The organism is Collinsella sp. CLA-JM-H32B, from assembly GCF_040098065.1.
Lineage (GTDB): Bacteria > Actinomycetota > Coriobacteriia > Coriobacteriales > Coriobacteriaceae > Collinsella.
In genome coordinates, this window is sequence record NZ_JBBNNA010000018.1 from 30,672 (window position 1) to 46,911 (window position 16,240).

The following is a 16,240-nucleotide window of genomic DNA, read 5'->3' on the forward strand; positions in this document are numbered from 1 at the left end:
GTTTACACGAGTTGAACTATTGTACGGAAAGAACCACGTTTTCGCAGCCCACACTACATTCCCGTAAAGAACCCGCAACCTTCCACCTGCTCGTCGGCACCTAGTCATTGGGGACAGACTTAAATGAGTACCTGCTCATTGGGCACTCATTTAAGCCCGTCCCCAATGAGCGCCCGCGGGGGACGCCCTTCCTCCAACCGCCCTTGTTGAGCATAAGTCAGCGAAAACCGTACACGCGAGCAAGGTGACGTGAAATGAAAGGGCGCAGACCTTATGGTCGCGCCCTTGAAATTGAACGTCAGATTGCCGCGTGTGCGGGTTTGCAGCGTCGAGCCGTTACGCGGTTTGGTAAAACCGCGTAACAAATTACGCCAATTTTGCTCCGACGATCTTTGCCGCGGCCGGCTTGTCGAAGTTGCCGCCGGTGGCCTTGCCGAGTGCACCCATAACCTGGCCCATCTGCTTCTTGGACGTGGCACCCAGCTCGGCGATAACCTGCTCGATCAGGGCCTCGAGCTCCTCACCCGAAACCTGCGCGGGCAGCAGGCTCTCCAGAATCTTGACCTGCTCGGTCAGGTTGTCGGTACGCTCTTGGTCGGTACCGGCCTTGATGGACATCTCCAACGTCTCGCTCGTCTGCTTAATCAAACGCTTGATCATGCTGTTGACGTCTTCCTCGGTCACATCGCGGCGCTCGTTGACCTCGATATTCTTCACCTCGGCCTTGACCTGGCGAATGATGGACAGGCGAACCTTGTCCTTGGCCTTCATGGCCGCAATCATTTCCTTCTGCAGCTCTTCGTTGGTCATCTGCAAATCCTCCTCAATAGTGCGGACGGCACTCACACGAGCGCCGCCCCATGATTACTCAGTCGTCGACGAATCGTCGGTCGAACTCTTGGTGACGCCCTTCAGGCTGACGTTGTACGGCACGTCCTTGGGCATGGGGTTAACGGTGATGTCGGCATCCTTCTTGTACTGCTCCAGCCACTCGCTGTACGCGGTGCTGGCCGCTTGCGTCTTCACCACATTGGAAACGTACTTCTTGATGGCCTTGGGCACCTGGTTGATGTCATCGACCTGATTATCGACATGGAAGTAGTCGGTGCACTTGATGATGTGGTAACCATAGGTCGACTCGACGACGTCGCTCACGTCGCCCTTGTTGAGCCCCTCGAGCGCCGTCTGGTAGCTGTCGACGAAAGTGGTGAGCTTATCCCAGCCCACATCGCCCTTCTTCTCCTTGGAACCGGTGTCCTCGGAGTACTGCTCAACGGCGTCCTCAAAGCTCAGCTCACCGGAGTTGATCTTGTCCAGGCACTCCTGTGCCTTGGCCTTGGCGGCAGCCTTGTCCTCGTCGGAAGCGTCGGAATCAACCTTGATCAGGATGTTCGACGAGCGGCGAGCATCGTTGTAGTTAGACAGGTTCTCGTTGATGTAATCGACGATCTCGCTGTCCTTGGGCTTGCTGGTGGGCGCCACGGCATCCTTGAGTTTCTGCTGCGCCAGGCTCTCCTTGAGCGAATCCTTGTAGGTGTCCTCGGTATAGCCGTAGGTCTTGAGGGTCTTCTTAAAGGCCTTGGCACCGCCCGCGCTCTTGCACGCGTCCTTCCAAGCCTTCTCGACCTCCTCGTCCGACACCGTCACGCCGTTCTCCTTCTGTGCCTGCTGAAGCAGAATCTGCTGCGTGTAGGAGTCGATGAGCTGCTTGCGGTACTTCTTGGGCGTGAGGTCGTTGTCAACCAGATACTGCGCCCAATCCTCATCCTTGGTGTAGCCGTAGGACGTGCGCATGCTCATGATCTGCTTGGTCACGGTGTCCTCGGTAAGGTTGGTGCCGTTGATAGTGGCAGCAACACCGCCGGTCAGCTTGTAGCCCGAGGTGTCCTCAGCCTGCGACATAAGGCCGGAGCACGCCATCGCCGAGACAGAAAGCAGCATCGCCAGCACGCCGATGACCACCAGAACGATCTTGACGGTCTTAGACACGTACGTCTTGCGCTGCTTCTTGCGAGAGCTGGAGGCAGCGCGGGCCTGCTGCTCGGGCGTCGGCGCGGCCTCGGAGTTCTTTTTCTTATTTGCCATAGTTGGCCTTTCGCATAACGAATCGAACAAACGCCATTGTGTCACAACGCGGCCCCCGCGACACGCTTGGTGCATTGGGGACAGGTTAATCTGCACCATTTTGGTGCAAAGGGGACAGCTCTGGCACTTGGCACTTGGGGACGTTCTTTATATGCCGGCACTTCGGGACTGTCCCTTACTGCCGGCAGAAAAGGAACGTCCCCAAGTGCCGACTCAGCCCCACCTTAGAAGTGGCGGCGGATGGCGTCGACCATGCCCTGGGGCGTGGTCTGGCCGAGCACGTCGGCTGCGGCATCGGCGTCCATAAAGATGTTCATGAGCGCCTGCAGGGCCTCGACCTGGCCGCCCGGCTCGGCAATACCCAGATTGATGACGATCTGCACCGGCACCGGAGCGCCCATGCCAGCCATAGCGTTAAATGTCACGGACGCGGCGGGCTTCACCACCGCGATATAGGGCTTGGCCACAAACCCCGGATCGGTATGCGGAATGGCAATGTTTGCCGCCGGCATGGCAAGACCCGTGGGATAGGCATCCTCGCGCGTGCGAACGGCGCCGAGCCAACCGGACGCAATGTAGCCACGTGGTGCAAGCTCGCCCTCGAGCCGCGCAAACACCTCATCCGGCGTCGCACACTCCCAATCAAAAAACACCAACTCAGGCGTAAACAGCGCTTCGTTATCCGCCATGCGCTCACCTCTCTCACCTAGTCACCTGCGACGTTCTTGAATGACCAGTCGTTAAAGACCGTTCCCGATGACTACCCAAAACAAAAGGTGGCCACGCGCGCCTTGGCGCCAATGACCACCCTGACTACTCGGCTAAATTGTACTGTGCGCCGCTAGCCGCGAGGCGCGTCAATTGCAACCTTGCCGCTCTCCAGCACGTGGACGCGGCCGTCGGCGAGCATCTGCACGACCTCGGGATACAGCACGTGCTCAATCGCGTGGATGTGCTCCTCGAGCGTGTCGACGTCCCAGCCCTCCTCAACAGCCAGCGCGCGCTGGGCGATGATGGGGCCGTTGTCGTAGATCTCGTTGGCAAAGTGCACGGTCACACCGGTTACCTTGACGCCGCGCGCAAAGGCATCGTCGATCGCATGCGCGCCGGTAAAGCTCGGCAGCAGTGCCGGATGCAAGTTGACCACGCGGTTGGGAAACGCCGCCAGCAGCGGCGTGTGCACCATGCGCATGTAACCGGCCATGACCACATATTCGCAGCCGCGCTCGAGCAGCTCGTGCGCGATGATCTCGTCGGCGGCGATGGGGTCGGCATAGACATCCTTGGACAGCGTGAGCGTCTGGATGCCCGCGCGCTCAGCGCGCTGCAAACCCTTAGCCGAAGGACGGCTCGACACCACAAGCTCAATCGAAGCGTTGAGCTTGCCGGCGGCGATCAGATCGATCAGCGCCTGCAGGTTGGTACCCGAACCGCTGATGAGCACACCGATCTTGAGCGGCTCGGCCGTATCGGTGCCGGTCGGACGGGTGTAGGGCACAAAGCCCAGGCTCGCGGCAGCAGCCATCTGCTCGTTAGCGCTCATCGGAGTACACGACCTTACCGGAGCCCTCGACGCACTCGCCCACGCGGAACGGCTTCTCGCCCAGCGCGACCAGGGCCTCGGTCACGGCAGCCTCGTCCTCGGGGGCGACGATCAGGCACAGGCCAACGCCCATGTTGAAGGTCTTGCATGCCTCGTTGGGCGCGAGCTCGGCCTGGCGCGACACGTAGGTGATGACGGGCGGAACGTCCCAACCCATCTCGGCGCCGTTGCGGGTGACCACGGCGTCGACGTCGTCGGCGAGCACGCGGTTGAGGTTCTCGGTAATACCGCCGCCAGTGATATGGGCGATGGCGTGCACCGGAGCGCCACCGCGCAGCAGCTCCAGAATCGGCTTGACATAGATGCGCGTGGGGGCCAACAGGGCGTCTGCCAGCGATGCGCCGCCGAGTTCCTCGAGCGGACGGCTCAGCTCCTCGGCCTTAGCGGCGGCCTCGGGCGTGCCCGGCTTAATACCGTCGACGCCAATGACCTTACGCACGAGCGAGTAGCCGTTGGAGTGCACGCCGGTGGAAGGCAGGCCCAGGATCACGTCGCCGGGACGGACATTCGCGGGGTCGAGCATCTTGGGACGGTCGACGACGCCCACGGTAAATCCGGCAAGGTCGTAGTCGGCAGGAGCCATGACGCCGGGGTGCTCGGCCATCTCGCCGCCCACGAGCGCGCAGCCCGCGAGCTTGCAGCCGTCGGCCACACCCTTGATGATCTTTGCCATGTGCTCGGCCTCGATGTGGCCGATGGCAACGTAGTCCAGGAAGAACAGCGGCTCGGCACCCGAAGCCAGAATGTCGTTGACGCACATAGCAACCAGGTCCTGGCCCACCGTCTCGTGACGGTCCATGATCTGGGCGAGCACGAGCTTGGTGCCCACGCCGTCGGTACCGCTAATCAGAATCGGGTCTTCCATATCCTTAAGCGCGGCAGCCGAGAACAGGCCACCAAAGCCACCGATGCCGCCGATGACCTCGGGACGGTTGGTGTCCTTAACCATCTGCTTAATAGCGTCAACGGCGCGGCCGCCCTCGGCGGTATCGACGCCGGCATCCTCATACGTCACATGCTTGCTGTCGCTCATCTGAGCCTTCCTCTCCCACTACCGTGGCGCCGCCCGGGCGCCAAACGGTGCTCATAGTTGCGTTCATTTCGGCGCGCGCCATAACAACGCGCGCCGTCATATCAACAAAACAGCAGGTAAAACCTACCAAAATAAACCTGTCCCTTTTTGGCAGGTTTTAGGCCTCGCCGTGTTCCTCTTCCCAGCTGCGATCGTCGTATTTCTCGACCACGGCGTCGTCATCAAAGTGCAGCGGCTTGTCCAGGTTGCGGGGCTTAAAGCCCTCCATGAACTTGTCGCGGCCAAAGCTCTCGGGAATCGCCACGGGGTAGCGGCCGGTAAAGCACGCATCGCAGTAACCGCCCTTGGGCATGACCTTAAGCAGGCCCTCGACCGAAAGGAAGGCCAGCGAATCGGCGCCGATATACTCGCAAATCTCGTCGACCGTCTTGTTGGCGCTGATAAGCTGCGACTGCACGTCGGTATCGATACCGTAGAAGCACGGCCAGATGACCTCGGGCGAGTTGATGCGGATATGAATCTCCTTGGCGCCGGCGTTGCGCAGCATCTTGACGAGCTGCACCATGGTGGTGCCGCGCACGATGGAGTCGTCGATGACGACCAGGCGCTTGCCCTCGATGTTGTCACGCAGCGGGTTGAGCTTCATACGCACGCCCATGGCACGCAGCTCCTGCGTAGGCTCGATAAACGTACGGCCCACATAGCGGTTCTTGATGAGGCCCTCGCCAAAGGGAATGCCACTCTCGTGCGAATAGCCCTCCGCGGGCGGCAGGCCGGAGTCGGGCACGCCGATGACCAGGTCGGCCTCGACGGGCTCCTCATGTGCCAGCTGACGACCCATGTCATAACGGCAGGCGTAGACGCTCTTGCCGTTCATGATGGAATCGGGGCGAGCAAAGTAGACCTGCTCAAAAATGCAGTTAGCAGGCTCTTCGGCGGCAGGCACGCCCTGCTCGGACACAAGGCCCTCGGCGCTGATGCGCAAAATCTCACCGGGACGGACGTCGCGGACGTACTCGGCGCCCACGATATCGAGCGCGCAGGTCTCGGAGGCAACGACCCAGCCGCCGGCGCGCGTGACATGGGTGGTGGCGTCGACCGTCGCGGCGCCGTCCTGCGACGGCAGCTGCGAAACGGATGCGGCATCGGCCTGGTCCAGGCCCTCATCCACCAGCTTGCCCAGCACGAGCGGGCGAATGCCGTGCGGATCGCGGAATGCGTAGAGCGCCTGCTCGTTGATGAGCGTCATGGCGTAGCCGCCGCGCACGAGCTCCATGGTCTTGCGAATGCCCTCGCGCAGATGGCCAGTACGCTGAGTAAAGTAGCCGATGAGTTTGGTCGCGACCTCGGAATCCGAGTTGGAGAGGAACGGTACGCCCAGCTCGATCAGCTGGCGACGCAGCTCGTCGGTGTTGACGAGGGTGCCGTTGTGCGCGAGCGCGATAATGACGCTATTGATGGTAGAGAGGTGCGGCTGAGAGGCTTCCCAGCTCTTGGCGCCGGCGGTGCCGTAGCGCACATGACCCACGGCCAGCTGACCGGAGAGCGTCGACAAGTCGGCATTGGAGAACACGCGGTCGAGCAGGCCCAGATCCTTGCGGACCATAACCGTACCGCCGTCACCAACGGCGATTCCCGCCGATTCTTGGCCGCGATGCTGCAGTGCACGCAGGCCAAAGTACGTCAGTCGAGCCACGTCGCGATCGGGCGCCCAGACACCAAAAACGCCGCATTCCTCATGCAGCTGGTCAGAGTCCGGATCATACGTCGACATGGTCGTCACCTGTCCCGCGGCACGCTCGGCCGCGCGGATGGTTTCTTGAGACATGGCATCCCCTCAGAGCCTCGTATTTTGGCGTTACCCGCCTTATTATACGCACGGCGCGACGCGCTCCCCCGCGCATGAGCAGCGCTTTTTAAAAGCCCACCGAGCTTATTATCCGTTTTGCGACCAAACATTTTATTGGGTAGTCCACTCTCAGGGGCAACGGCCTCGAAGACTTCCCGTGCGCCGTGTCTCGCCCGCGCTAGGGGCTACATTGTTGCAATTGGGACGTTCGTCCTGTCTTTTAGCTGGTCGTCGGCGTATCCTTGTAGGCTACTACAAGACGAGAAAGGTAGCGTATGGATCGAAATCAACTCGACCCCAGTGTCCCCAGCACCACGGAGGCCAAGAAGATCCCCCTTATCATCAAGGTCTACGCAGTCCTGTGCACCCTATCTGGCGTGGGCACGCTCCCGTCAGTCGCCGTCTTTATGTGGCAGGTCATCACCGCACTCATTAACGGCAACGTCGCCGCTAAGCTCGGTGATAACACCCTAGTCGCGGTTGGCCTTATCGTCGCCGGCATTATGCTCTCGGCGGCAAGCGCGATCATCTTGATCGTCTTTGGCCTGGACCTCATCAAGGACCAGCGGCGCAATGCCGCCCGCCTGTCTTACGTCCTCATCGCATTTACCGTCGTGGAGCTTTTAGTTGACGTGATGCTCCAGGGCATCGGACCCTTCCTGCTGCGCCCCGCCGTCCAGCTTGTCATCCTCATTGCGCTGTCGGCCACCGTCGACCCCACGCTACGCCAGGAGCGCGAACTGCAGCGCCGTCTGCAAGAGATGCTCGACCGCGATGCCGCCGCCGAGGGGATGCTCGGCCGCGACGAAACCGGCGAGGGCTACATCAAGCTCAACTACTTCAACCTGTTCTGGGTATTCTTCGTCTGCAGCGTGTTAGGTCTCATTCTCGAGGAAGTCTGGCATATGGTCGTCGTCGATCCCGGCGTCTATCAGGACCGTGCCGGTATGCTATTTGGCCCCTTTAGCCCCATCTACGGATTTGGCGCGGTGCTCATGACCATGGCGCTCAACCGCTTCTATAAAAAGAATCCTCTGATCATTTTCCTGGTAAGTGCCCTGATCGGCGGCGCTTTCGAGGTGTTTGTAGGCTGGTTTATGCAGACCTCATTTGGCGTGGTGTCGTGGAGCTATTCACACATTAGGCTATTCGGCATGCCCGATCCCATCGCGGTATTGACCGGGGGACGCACATGCACGCCGTTTGCCTGCATGTGGGGCCTGGGTGGCCTCATCTGGATCAAGGTCTTGCTGCCGCGCCTGCTTAAGCTCATCAATATGATTCCATGGAAACGCCGCTACTCTGCTACCGTCATCCTGACCGCCGTCATGTTGATCGACGGCGTCATGACGTTGCAATCGCTCGACTATTGGTATCAGCGCGTCAACGGAACCGTTCGAAATATTCCCGTCGCACAGTTCTATGACAAGCATTTCGATAACGAATATATGGAGAACCGTTTTCAGAGTATGACCATGAGCCCCAAGGACGCCACACGCGTGTAGCGCCACGCAATGCCGAGATTTTTCAACGCACAGAAAAGCCCACTGGCAGACTGATTGAACTGCCAGCGGGCTTTTTGTTGGCGAGTGCTGCTGCCGGCCTTACGCCTCGCGCTCGACCTCGCTCACACACTCATTTTTGATGGTACCGACGAGCGCCTGCAGCGCATCGACGACATGCGGGCGAATGTCTCCGCCAATGAGTACGAGCATGATGTCGTCGCCCACGGTAAGCTCGCCACTCGCCAGCCACACGCGCACATAGCCGATACCCGGCATCGCGCGCGTTGCCTCGATAGCGGCCTGCACCTTTTCGGCATCGAAGCCAAACACCATGCCGCCCACCTTATGCCCAGGCGCCACACCATCTGTCTCGACCCCACGCACCTCGGCCTTGGGCGTCGCACGCACCACGCCGTTGTGTGTCAGGTACATCCCACAATCAGCCGCCGAAGCATCGGCCTTGGCTTCGCGCAGCCAAGCATCAACCGAAGGCATCGATTTGCCGCTTTCAAGCATCATTTCTCCTTTTGATTTCCAGGGTAGTCTTTTTGGGACGGGGCTCTTTTAGCTACTCTCGAACCACTTATTCCTCGACCGGCGTGAGTACCATGACTGCGCGCGTATTGCTAAATGACAGCGAACGGCAAGTCACAAGCGTTACGATCTTGGTTGCCGAAGCGGCACGATCGGTGGCATCGCTCGCCACGGCCGAGGCGCCGTCGAGCATCTCGGACAGGTAATTCTTCAGTCCGTCATCGCCCTCAAAGTTGGGCGTGCGCGCCTTGGCATACGTGTCCTCGACCACCTTGGTCGCCAGCGGGCGCAACTTATACGTCGCATCACGCGTGATGTAGTACACGTATTCCATGCTGTCGAACGTCGCCTGATCGGTCGTATCCGAAATCACGTTGAACATCGAACCGTCGTTCATATGATGACCGTAAATCGTGGTCTGCTGATCCACCATGCCCGGCGCGGTGTCGTCGCTATCCAGGAAGATGGCTCCCGAGGCATTGGCCGTACCGTCGAACAGCGTGTTGAGGTACTTGGAGTTGTTGTTGGTCTGCACCACGGGGTAGTTGATGTTGGTGCCGGGCGCGTAAATCCAACCCACAACCTCGGGATTTGTCTGGGCCAGCGCATTGAAGTCGACAATTGGCACGCCACTGGCGTCCTTGTCGCTCACATATTGCTTTTCGATTTTTTGATACGACTCGCTCGCCTGCTTGTAGCCAATCTGCGCGTTGATAAAGATGGCGGCCGCAGCAACGATCAGGCCAATGCCGATGATGATGAGCAGAATGGGAATGACGGAGCGGCGCTTTTTGCGCGGCGGCTCGGTATAGCTCGATGGCGCGGCATGCGCCGAAGAGCGAGGTGACTTCTTGGCCGTACTGTATGACGAAGGGCGATATGCAGCAGGCGTATCCTGACGGCGATGCTTCGCCGGCGTCACGGGGCGCGGCGCGCGCGGCTGTTGAGGAGAGGATGTCCGACCCTGCTGCGGCGCGCGGGCTGCTCCCGACTTGGCTGGATCGGAAATCCGAGAAGCCGAAAAACGCTTTCCCTGATAGTCGGACATGGCTCTCCTTATGCTGCAAATGGACTGGCAGAGCGCTTAGGCGTCAGCCATCTCCTGCTTCATCTTCTCGATAACCTTGCGGTACTCGGGGTCGCAGGCGCCCAGGATCTGCGTGGCGTAAATGGCAGCGTTCTTGGCACCGTTGATGGCCACACAGGCAACGGGCACGCCCGAAGGCATCTGCACCATCGACAGCAGCGAGTCCATACCACCCAGATCGCTCGTCTTCATAGGCACGCCGATGACCGGCAGCGGCGTAAACGCAGCCACGACGCCGCCCAGGTGAGCAGCCTTGCCGGCAGCAGCGATAATCACCTTGATGCCGCGGTCGGCAGCAGTCGAGGCCCACTCATGGACCTTCGCCGGCGTGCGGTGCGCGCTCGCAATCACGAGCTCATAGGGCACGCCCAGTGCCTCGAGCTCGGCGGTGCAACCTTCCATAACGCCCAGATCGGACTTGGAGCCCATGATGATCCCGACAACCGGCTTCTGATCTGCCATAAACAAAGACCTCCTGTTGAGAGCGGTGACGCGGCGAATCCGCGACCCTTAACTACTGAGAGTAGTATAGCTGCTCCCGTCCCTGCGGTCTTTGTGGTGGCGGCTGAGCCTTTCCCTCGGGAATTGGGCTTCGCGAAGTTTCCCGAGGGAAAGGCTCAGCCGCCACCCTGCGACCTACCGGATATTGCTATGACGTACGTTGGCTGAAATAAATGAGCTCCGGTTGCTACGCAAAGTCGTTCAGATGAAAACACCGGGCCGCCGCAGAGCACCTTCGACCTACCGGGGATTGCTATGACGTACGTTGGCTGAAATATTAACGTGGGCTCTGTCGTTCATTCGAACGACAGAGCCCACACTCATTTTCTATTCAGCCCTAGTCATCGCGCAAAGTCCCTTCGGCAGCACACGGTGCACCCGAGTCACCATAGGCCGAGGCGGGAGGGGCCGTGTTTCCTCCTGAGCGACTCTGCTTGCAGCCGGAGCGAAAGGGGGAAATCTCGGCCCCTCCCGCCCCGGCCGGACAGCTCGACCTACACCGTGTACTGCGGCAGGTCCTGCAGGGCGATGACGTCCATGCCCATGTCGTTGGCGCTGCCGTGACCCTGCTGGTCCTCGCGCACCGCCTCGATGGCGCTCACGTAGGTGTTGGCGGCAGACATCGCCGTCACGCAGGTCACGCCGCGACGCACGGCCTCGGTACGTAGCAGGTAGCCATCGCCACGCGAGCCCGGACCGTACGGCGTGTTGATGATTACCGCAATCTTGCCATCGGCGATGAGGTCGCCGATGTTGGGACGCTCGCCGTCGTGCGGGCCGCTGATCTTCTCCACGACTTCGCACGTCACGTTGCCGCCGCGCAGCACGCGCGCCGTACCCTCGGTGGAGCAGATGTCAAAGCCCAGGTAGCGCAGGATACGCGCGACCGAAAGGATATGACGCTTGTCGCGGTCGCATACGCTGATGAACACCTTGCCGCAGCTCGGATCGGGCAGCTTGTAGTCGATCGCCAGCTGCGTCTTGGCGTATGCCTCGGGATAGCTCTTGGCGATACCCATGACCTCGCCCGTCGACTTCATCTCGGGCCCCAGGATAACGTCGGCACCGGGGAAACGACCCCAGGGCATAACGGCTTCCTTCATGCAGAACCAATCGAGCTGACGCTCGTCGCTCGGCAGGCCCAGGCTCGCGATGGAATCGCCTGCCATGATACGCGCCGCGCACTTGGCCAGCGGCACGCCGGTGGCCTTGGAGATAAACGGCACGGTGCGGCTCGCGCGCGGGTTGGCCTCGATCACGTAGACGGTCTCGCCCTTGATGGCGTACTGCACGTTGACCAGGCCGCGGACTCCCAGCGCCATCGCGATGCGGCGCGTGGTCTCGCGAAGCTTCGCCTGCAGGCTCTCGCTAAAGCTGAACGGCGGGATGCAGGTCGCAGAGTCGCCGGAGTGAATACCGGCCTCCTCGATATGCTCCAGAATGCCGCCGATGTAGACCTCTTCGCCATCGCACAGGGCGTCGACGTCGGACTCGATCGCACCCTCCAAGAAGCGGTCCAGGTACACCGGGTAGTCGGGGCTAATGCGCGCAGCCTCGGCCATGTAATCGCGCAGATGCTCGGCATCATAGGCGATCATCATGCCGCGGCCGCCCAGCACGTAGCTCGGACGCACCAGCAACGGGTAGCCGATGTGCGCGGCCACGGCCTCGGCCTCCTCAAACGAGGTGGCCTGGCCCGCCGGCGGGTACATAATGCCCAGCTTGTCGAGCAGGACGGCAAAGCGCTCGCGGTCCTCGGCAAAGTCGATGGCATCGGGCTTGGTGCCCATGATGTTGACGCCACTCTCCTCGAGCATGCGCGCCAGCTTAAGCGGAGTCTGGCCGCCGAGCGTCACCACGACGCCGTCGGGACGCTCAACATCGATGACATCCATGACGTCCTCGTAGGTGAGCGGCTCAAAGTACAAGCGGTCCGAGGTGTCGTAGTCAGTCGAGACGGTCTCGGGGTTGCAGTTGACCATGATGGTCTCAAAGCCGCGGGCCGCCAGCGCGTAGCTCGCGTGCACGCAGCAGTAATCGAACTCGATACCCTGGCCAATGCGGTTGGGGCCGGCGCCCAGAATCATCGCCTTGGGCTTGTCCGCCGGCGTGGTCTCGTCGGGAGCCACGCACTTCTTGGCATCCGGGCTCGTGCGGTAGATGTTCTCGTACGTCTTGTAGTGGTACTCCGTGGCGCTCGAGAACTCCGCAGCGCAGGTATCGACCGTCTTCATGCTGGGAACCACGCCCAGACCCTTGCGATAGGCGCGCACAAAGCGCTCGTCCGAGCCGGTCAGCGCGGCGATCTCGGCGTCGCTCGTGCCGTACTGCTTGAGCAAGCGCATCGCGTCGGCGTCGATATCCTCCACACGCAGGCCGCGGATGCTCTCCTGAACCTGCACCATGTCGTTGATACGGTTGAGGTACCACGGATCGATACCGCAAATAGCGTGGATACGCGCGATGTCCCAGCCGCGGCGCAGGGCTTCGACCATAAAGAAAATGCGGTGCTCGGTCGGGGTGGCCACAGCCTGGGCGAGCTCGTCGTCGCTCAGCTTGTCGGCACCCTCCTTGCCACCGGCGCAAATGCCCTGATGGCCGTCCTCCAGCGAGCGCATGGCCTTGCCGAAGGCCTCCTCAAAGGTGCGGCCGATCGCCATGATCTCGCCTACGGCCTTCATGCGCGTGGTGAGCGTGGGGTCGGTACCCTTGAACTTCTCGAAGGCAAAGCGCGGCACCTTAACGACGCAGTAGTCGATCGTGGGCTCAAAGCAGGCGGGCGTGGCCTTGGTGATGTCGTTGACGATCTCGTCGAGCGTATAGCCCACAGCCAGGCGCGCGGCGGCCTTAGCGATGGGAAAACCCGTGGCCTTGGAGGCCAGCGCGGACGAACGGCTCACGCGCGGGTTCATCTCGATGACGATCAAGCGACCGGTGTTGGGGTTCACGGCAAACTGCACGTTGGAGCCACCGGTCTCGACGCCGATCTTCTCCAGAATGGCGAGCGAGGCTACGCGCATGCGCTGATACTCAAGGTCGGAGAGCGTCTGCGCCGGCGCCACGGTGATGGAGTCACCGGTGTGTACGCCCATGGGGTCGAGATTCTCGATGGAGCATACGATGATGCCGTTGCCGGCGTGGTCGCGCATGACCTCCATCTCATACTCTTTCCAGCCCTCGATGGACTCCTCGACCAGCACCTCGTGGGCGGGCGAGAGCTCCAGGCCCTGGCTCACGATGGAGACGAGCTCCTCGTGGGTGTGAGCGATGCCGCCGCCGGCGCCGCCGAGGGTAAAGCTCGGGCGCAGTACGCAGGGATAGCCCACGCGCTCGGCGATAGCCTCGGCGTCGGCCACGCTGTAGGCATAGCCCGAGCGCGCGACCTCCAGGCCAATCTCGGCCATGGCCTCGTTAAAGAGCTTGCGGTCCTCGCCGCGCTCGATAGCGGCCAGGTCGCAGCCAATCATCTCGACGCCATACTTGTCGAGCGTGCCGTCTTTCGCCAGCTCGACGGCGGCGTTCAGACCGGTCTGGCCGCCCAGCGTGGGCAGCAGCGCGTCCGGGCGCTCTTTCTTGATTACGCGCTCGATAAACTCAGCGGTGATGGGCTCGACATAGGTTCGGTCGGCAAGACCCGGGTCGGTCATGATGGTCGCCGGGTTGGAGTTGACCAGGATGACCTCAAAGCCATCCTCCTTGAGCACCTTGCAGGCCTGGGCGCCGGAGTAGTCGAACTCACAGGCCTGGCCAATAACGATGGGGCCCGAACCAATGACGAGGATGCGCTTGATGTCAGTACGTTTCGGCATGTTTAAAACCTCCTAGAGAGGCTGACTCAATGTTTTGGAAAAGTCAGCGAGGGTGCAACTGGTGCATCAGGTTGCCGTGATGCGAGGGCGCGCTGGGCTTATGCCCGCGCGTCCGAAGCAGAACGGCAAGATGATGTGCCAGATGCAGCCGCAGCGTCGACCGGTCCGCCGTTCGGTAGAACGGCGGAACCATCGTCAGCAAAATTCCAGCCGGCAAGGCGGTCCTTCGCGGTGTCGATGTCCAGGTAGTTCTCCTCGCCGTCCATGAGTCGCGTAAAGGCGGTAAAGAGATAGTGGGCATCGGTGGGGCCGGGCGAGGCCTCGGGGTGGTACTGGACCGAGAAGCACGGGGCATCGAGCAGCTGGATGCCCTCGGCGGTGCCGTCGTTGAGGTTCACGTGCGTCAGGCGAATGCGGCCGAAGCGCTCGTTCATCACGACCGGCGCGATGCCGCGACGCACCCAGGCGCGCAGGTCGCCGTCGGCCTCATGCTCGGTCTCGCCGCCGGAAAGCTCCGGGATCAGTTTGCCCAGACTTGGGAACAGCAGGCCAAAGCCGTGGTTTTGCGCGGTGATCTCCACGCGACGGCTCACCAGGTTCATAACCGGCTGGTTACCGCCACGGTGACCGAATTTAAGCTTTTCCATTTGGGCGCCACACGCCAAGCTGATCATCTGGTGACCGAGGCAAATGCCAAAGACCGGCACCTTGCCGATCAGCTGCTGCACCTGCTCGTAGGTCTCCACCACGGCATCGGGGTCGCCGGGGCCGTTGGATAAAAAGACGCCGTCGGGATTCATGTCGAGCACCTCACTCGCGGGCGTATCCCACGGCACGACAGTAAGGCCGCAGCCGGCACGGACCAGACCCTCCAGGATGCCGCGTTTGACGCCACAATCGTAGGCGACCACTTTGTGGCGGGAAGGAGCGGCAGGGGCAAGCGCAAAGTCATGCGTAGCGGGCAGGTCGGCAGCTGCAAACTCGTGGGGCTCAGGGCAGCTCACGGTCTTGACCAGGTTCTCGCCCACCAGCGTCGGCGCTGCGGCCAGACGCTCGGCAAGCTCGGCGACGTCAAAGATTTCCGTCGAGATAATGCCCATCTTGGAGCCGTTGTCGCGCAGGTGGCGCACAAGAGCGCGGGTGTCGACGCCCTCGATAGCGACGATGCCGTGGGCACGCAGGTACTCCGGCACGCTGACGGCCGAGCGCCAGTTGGAAGGCGTGGCGCACATGTCGCGGACGATCATGCCACGCATGGCGGGAGCGCTCGCGGGGCGGGCGGTATCACCGGGGAAGGCCGACTGGACGTCGGTCTCGTCGATACCGTAGTTGCCGATCTGCGGATAGGTCATGGTTACGATTTGGCCGGCATAGCTCGGGTCGGTCATGACCTCAAAGTAGCCCTCAAGCGAGGTGTTGAAGCAGACCTCGCCGGTCGCAGTACCCTCGGCACCGCATGCACGGCCATAAAAAATGGTCCCATCCTCAAGGTACAGGATGCAGGGACCGCAGGTGCCCTTGCTGGTTTTGGCCAGCATGCGCTGGCAAAGCTCGCTGGGCGCGAAGGTGCGGACAGTAGTGCCCGCAGTATGGTTGTTCGCCATAATTCTCCTTCCCGGTCTCTCCGGACCGGCTTAAAGGTTGGTAGTTAGGCCTTGCGGTATTTTAACCGCAAGTATGCGCCATGGCGTTAATTTCATCGAAATGTTTACGAAATGATAATTATGACTTTCTATGCATATTGATTTTTCTGGGACGGGGATTAAAAAATCATTCTGAGCGCGGGGCTTTGTCGCCAACTGCATACACAACAGAATGATTATTTAAGGCTCTGTTAGACCAGGATTGACATACATGTGTCCCCACGGTGCCATATCGTTAGCCCTGTAGACCGCGATGATGGGGGCAGCATGAACGCCGAAGACCTGGTCCTCAACTTCAAGAAGGACATGGCGAACCTCAGCAAGACCGAGCGCCGCCGCGCGATCGAATCCGTCAGGGACGTGATCCGCGCGGCGGCGTTCGACGACGCGGCCGGCTCCGCCTACGAAGCCGAACGCTGCCCGCGCTGCGGGTCCGCCGCGGTCGTGAAGAAGGGGAAGGCCGGGAACGGCGAGCAGCGCTACCTCTGCCGGGGCTGCGGCAGGACCTTCGGCATGGGCAGCGAGCGCATCCTGGGGACGAGCAGGCTCCCGAAGGAGACCTGGATGGCCTACGCCGAGTGCTTCGTGCTC

At 61.3% G+C, this 16,240-nt stretch carries 13 protein-coding genes; 2 read left to right on the forward strand and 11 right to left on the reverse strand.

What is annotated here, in order from left to right; translation table 11 throughout:
- Positions 1-366: 366 nt before the first annotated feature.
- From AAA138_RS08925 to AAA138_RS08950, 6 genes are all read right to left on the reverse strand, one after another.
- Positions 367-810, reverse strand: a complete 444-nt coding sequence (locus tag AAA138_RS08925) for a GatB/YqeY domain-containing protein (protein ID WP_006235801.1) — start codon at positions 808-810, stop codon at positions 367-369.
- 54 nt (positions 811-864) lie between these two features.
- The gene (locus AAA138_RS08930) at positions 865-2,085 is read right to left on the reverse strand and encodes a peptidylprolyl isomerase (RefSeq protein WP_148331749.1); all 1,221 of its coding nucleotides are present in this window, start codon (positions 2,083-2,085) and stop codon (positions 865-867) included.
- Between the two features lie 224 nt (positions 2,086-2,309).
- Positions 2,310-2,774 (reverse strand): PTS sugar transporter subunit IIA, encoded by a 465-nt coding sequence (locus AAA138_RS08935; protein ID WP_148331750.1) that lies wholly within the window; start codon positions 2,772-2,774, stop codon positions 2,310-2,312.
- Between the two features lie 152 nt (positions 2,775-2,926).
- Positions 2,927-3,628, reverse strand: coding sequence for a phosphoribosylglycinamide formyltransferase (gene purN, locus AAA138_RS08940; protein ID WP_006235804.1), 702 nt, complete (start codon positions 3,626-3,628; stop codon positions 2,927-2,929).
- Complete coding sequence (purM, locus tag AAA138_RS08945; RefSeq protein ID WP_349090525.1) at positions 3,618-4,721, reverse strand: phosphoribosylformylglycinamidine cyclo-ligase; 1,104 nt, start codon at positions 4,719-4,721, stop codon at positions 3,618-3,620. Before purM ends, purN begins: the two co-directional genes overlap by 11 nt.
- Positions 4,722-4,878: 157 nt before the next feature.
- On the reverse strand, positions 4,879-6,549 hold the full coding sequence (locus AAA138_RS08950) for an amidophosphoribosyltransferase (protein WP_349090527.1): 1,671 nt from the start codon (positions 6,547-6,549) through the stop codon (positions 4,879-4,881).
- 296 nt (positions 6,550-6,845) lie between these two features.
- On the opposite strand from AAA138_RS08950, the gene AAA138_RS08955 reads away from it, so the two are divergent.
- Positions 6,846-8,075, forward strand: coding sequence for a putative ABC transporter permease (locus tag AAA138_RS08955; protein WP_148331752.1), 1,230 nt, complete (start codon positions 6,846-6,848; stop codon positions 8,073-8,075).
- A gap of 99 nt (positions 8,076-8,174) precedes the next feature.
- Here AAA138_RS08955 and AAA138_RS08960 read toward each other — a convergent pair whose 3' ends face one another.
- From AAA138_RS08960 to carA, 5 genes are all read right to left on the reverse strand, one after another.
- Positions 8,175-8,591, reverse strand: a complete 417-nt coding sequence (locus AAA138_RS08960; protein ID WP_349090529.1) for a molybdenum cofactor biosynthesis protein MoaE — start codon at positions 8,589-8,591, stop codon at positions 8,175-8,177.
- A 67-nt stretch (positions 8,592-8,658) separates the two neighbouring features.
- Positions 8,659-9,657 carry a class B sortase gene (locus AAA138_RS08965; protein WP_349090531.1) on the reverse strand — a complete coding sequence of 333 codons (999 nt, stop codon included), beginning with the start codon at positions 9,655-9,657 and terminating at the stop codon, positions 8,659-8,661.
- Between the two features lie 36 nt (positions 9,658-9,693).
- Positions 9,694-10,158 carry a 5-(carboxyamino)imidazole ribonucleotide mutase gene (gene purE / locus AAA138_RS08970; protein ID WP_006235810.1) on the reverse strand — a complete coding sequence of 155 codons (465 nt, stop codon included), beginning with the start codon at positions 10,156-10,158 and terminating at the stop codon, positions 9,694-9,696.
- A 533-nt stretch (positions 10,159-10,691) separates the two neighbouring features.
- The gene (carB, locus tag AAA138_RS08975; RefSeq protein WP_349090533.1) at positions 10,692-14,006 is read right to left on the reverse strand and encodes a carbamoyl-phosphate synthase large subunit; all 3,315 of its coding nucleotides are present in this window, start codon (positions 14,004-14,006) and stop codon (positions 10,692-10,694) included.
- 98 nt (positions 14,007-14,104) lie between these two features.
- Complete coding sequence (carA, locus tag AAA138_RS08980; RefSeq protein WP_349090535.1) at positions 14,105-15,610, reverse strand: glutamine-hydrolyzing carbamoyl-phosphate synthase small subunit; 1,506 nt, start codon at positions 15,608-15,610, stop codon at positions 14,105-14,107.
- A 306-nt stretch (positions 15,611-15,916) separates the two neighbouring features.
- Here carA and AAA138_RS08985 point away from each other — a divergent pair.
- Positions 15,917-16,240 (forward strand): IS1 family transposase (locus AAA138_RS08985; RefSeq protein WP_349090537.1); only part of this gene is annotated, 324 nt, incomplete at its 3' end.

What these genes read in the sequence shown, in the direction of transcription:
- purN (WP_006235804.1), bottom strand. Translation starts at nt 3,628, where the DNA reads ATGAGCGCTAACGAGCAGATGGCTGCTGCCGCGAGCCTGGGCTTTGTG.
- AAA138_RS08965 (WP_349090531.1), bottom strand. Translation starts at nt 9,657, where the DNA reads ATGTCCGACTATCAGGGAAAGCGTTTTTCGGCTTCTCGGATTTCCGAT.
- AAA138_RS08960 (WP_349090529.1), bottom strand. Translation starts at nt 8,591, where the DNA reads ATGCTTGAAAGCGGCAAATCGATGCCTTCGGTTGATGCTTGGCTGCGC.
- AAA138_RS08930 (WP_148331749.1), bottom strand. Translation starts at nt 2,085, where the DNA reads ATGGCAAATAAGAAAAAGAACTCCGAGGCCGCGCCGACGCCCGAGCAG.
- AAA138_RS08955 (WP_148331752.1), top strand. Translation starts at nt 6,846, where the DNA reads ATGGATCGAAATCAACTCGACCCCAGTGTCCCCAGCACCACGGAGGCC.
- carA (WP_349090535.1), bottom strand. Translation starts at nt 15,610, where the DNA reads ATGGCGAACAACCATACTGCGGGCACTACTGTCCGCACCTTCGCGCCC.
- AAA138_RS08925 (WP_006235801.1), bottom strand. Translation starts at nt 810, where the DNA reads ATGACCAACGAAGAGCTGCAGAAGGAAATGATTGCGGCCATGAAGGCC.
- carB (WP_349090533.1), bottom strand. Translation starts at nt 14,006, where the DNA reads ATGCCGAAACGTACTGACATCAAGCGCATCCTCGTCATTGGTTCGGGC.
- purE (WP_006235810.1), bottom strand. Translation starts at nt 10,158, where the DNA reads ATGGCAGATCAGAAGCCGGTTGTCGGGATCATCATGGGCTCCAAGTCC.
- AAA138_RS08950 (WP_349090527.1), bottom strand. Translation starts at nt 6,549, where the DNA reads ATGTCTCAAGAAACCATCCGCGCGGCCGAGCGTGCCGCGGGACAGGTG.
- purM (WP_349090525.1), bottom strand. Translation starts at nt 4,721, where the DNA reads ATGAGCGACAGCAAGCATGTGACGTATGAGGATGCCGGCGTCGATACC.
- AAA138_RS08935 (WP_148331750.1), bottom strand. Translation starts at nt 2,774, where the DNA reads ATGGCGGATAACGAAGCGCTGTTTACGCCTGAGTTGGTGTTTTTTGAT.